Below are 1,997 nucleotides of genomic sequence, written 5' to 3'. Positions count from 1 at the left end.
GCCCCGTACTTCGTCCTCCGGGTCCGGGAACGGGCCCTCGACGCAGCCCTGCGCGCGGGCCGCACCCCGCACCGGGCGCGGGTCGCGGCGGAGGCGGCCATGCTCGCCGCCGCCGCGCGCCATGCCGCCGCGCGGTCGCGGCCCTTCGACGTGCCGAGCGGGTACCGGCTGCGGGCGACCAGGACCTCCGGGACCAGCGGGCTGACCGAACTGGTCGAACTGGCTCAGGAGTTCACGCGATCATCACCTGTCACCGCGGTACGTGAAGGTACCGTGACGGCGACCCCCGACCGACCCTGAGGAGCCCCATGACGCGCAGAGCTGTCGTCATCGGTGCCGGCCTGGCCGGCATGCTGGCCGCGGCCGCGCTGTCCACCAGTGCGGACGAAGTGATCGTGCTGGAGCGCGACGAGCTGCCCGAAGGACCCGCCCACCGCAAGGGCCTGCCCCAGGGCCGCCACTCCCATGTCCTGATGGCCGGCGGTCTGGCCGCGATGGAGGAGGTCGTGCCGGGCGCGAGCATACGCAAGCAGCTCCTCGCCGCGGGCGCCCACGAACTCTCCCTGGGCCGGGACATGGTGGCGCTCACCTCCGAGGGCTGGCTCCGGCGCTGGCAGGACGAGGGCCCCCGGCTGATCGCGTGCAGCCGGGCGCTGCTGGACTGGGTGGTACGGGCCGCCGTGGCGGCGGACCCGCGGGTGGTGATCCGGCGGGGCCGGGCCGTGGGCCTGCTCGGCGACGCGGGCCGGGTGACCGGCGTACGCGTGGCCGCCGAGGGCGCGGAGGACGCCGGCGAGTCCGACCTCGCCGCGGACCTCGTCGTCGACACGAGCGGCCGCGGGTCACGGGTGGTGCACTGGCTGGGCGGGCTGGGGGTGACCGGCGTCCGGGAACGGACCGTGGACACGGGCCTGGTCAACGCCACCCGGGTGTACCGCGCCCCCGAGGGCGCGGAACGCTTCCCCATGACGGTCGTCCAGGCCGACCCGTACGTGTCCCGGCCGGGCCGCAGCGGGATGATCCTGCCGATCGAGGGCGGCCGCTGGATGGTCAGCCTCGGCGGCACCCGCGGTGGCGAGCCGCCTGCCGACCCGGAGGGCTTCCTGCGCTACGCCCTCGACCTGCCCCACCCCGTGGTCGGAAGGCTGATCGCCGCGGCCGAACCCCTCACCGACGTGCACCTCAGCCGCAGCACCCGCAACGACCGCCGGTACCTGGAGAAGGTCCGCGACTGGCCCGAGGGCCTGGTCGTGCTCGGCGACGCGCTGGCCACCTTCAACCCGGCGTACGGGCAGGGCATGACGGTGGCGGCGCTCGGTGCCCGGGTGCTGCACCGCGAACTGGCGGCCGGCGGGGTCGGCGCCGCCGGGCTGGCCCGCCGGGTGCAGCGCGGGGCCGCCCGGCCGGTCGACGCGGCCTGGGCGGCGGCCGTCGGCCAGGACGTCTGGTACCCGGGGACCCGCGGCGCCCGGCCCGGCCTCGGGGACCGTGTGGTCACCGGCTTCGCCCGGCGGCTGACCCTGGCGGCAACCGGCTCCCCCGGCGCGGCGGCGGCCCTGTGGGACGTGACGAGCCTGTTGGCGGGCCCTGGCCGCCTGCTACGGCCCGCCACCCTCCTGGCGGTCCTCAACGGCCCCCTCCTGCCCCCGCTGCCGGGCCCCCCGCTGACGCGGGAGGAACGCCGGCTGATGGAGCCGGCCGGCTGACCGCCGAGCACCGCGCCTGCCCGCGAGGCGGCTGCGGGCCGCGCGCCTCGGGCCGGACGCCGTACCGGCCCACGACCGGCTGCGGGCCGCGCGCCACGTGCCTCGGGCCGAGCCCGTGTCGGCCCGCGAGGCGGCTGCGGGCCGTACGCCTCGGGCCGAGCGCCGCACCGGCCCACGACCGGCTGCAGTCCGCGCGCCACGTGCCTCGGGCCAAGCCCGTGTCGGCCCGCGAGGCGGCTGCGGGCCGTACGCCTCGGGCCGAACGCCGTACCGGCCCACGACCAGCTGCGC

The 1,997-nt window shown here is 77.9% G+C and carries 1 protein-coding gene and 1 pseudogene; both read left to right on the top strand.

The window, feature by feature from the left end; genetic code table 11:
- Positions 1–300 (top strand): annotated as a pseudogene (locus ABT085_RS46005) (MAB_1171c family putative transporter); the annotation flags it as partial.
- A gap of 8 nt (positions 301–308) precedes the next feature.
- On the top strand, positions 309–1,706 hold the full coding sequence (locus ABT085_RS46000) for an FAD-dependent monooxygenase (protein WP_351623138.1): 1,398 nt from the start codon (positions 309–311) through the stop codon (positions 1,704–1,706).
- Positions 1,707–1,997 lie beyond the last annotated feature (291 nt).

Source organism: Streptomyces sp. NPDC002265 (genome assembly GCF_040296125.1).
Taxonomy (GTDB): domain Bacteria; phylum Actinomycetota; class Actinomycetes; order Streptomycetales; family Streptomycetaceae; genus Streptomyces.
This window is presented reverse-complemented; position numbering and strand designations above follow the sequence as displayed.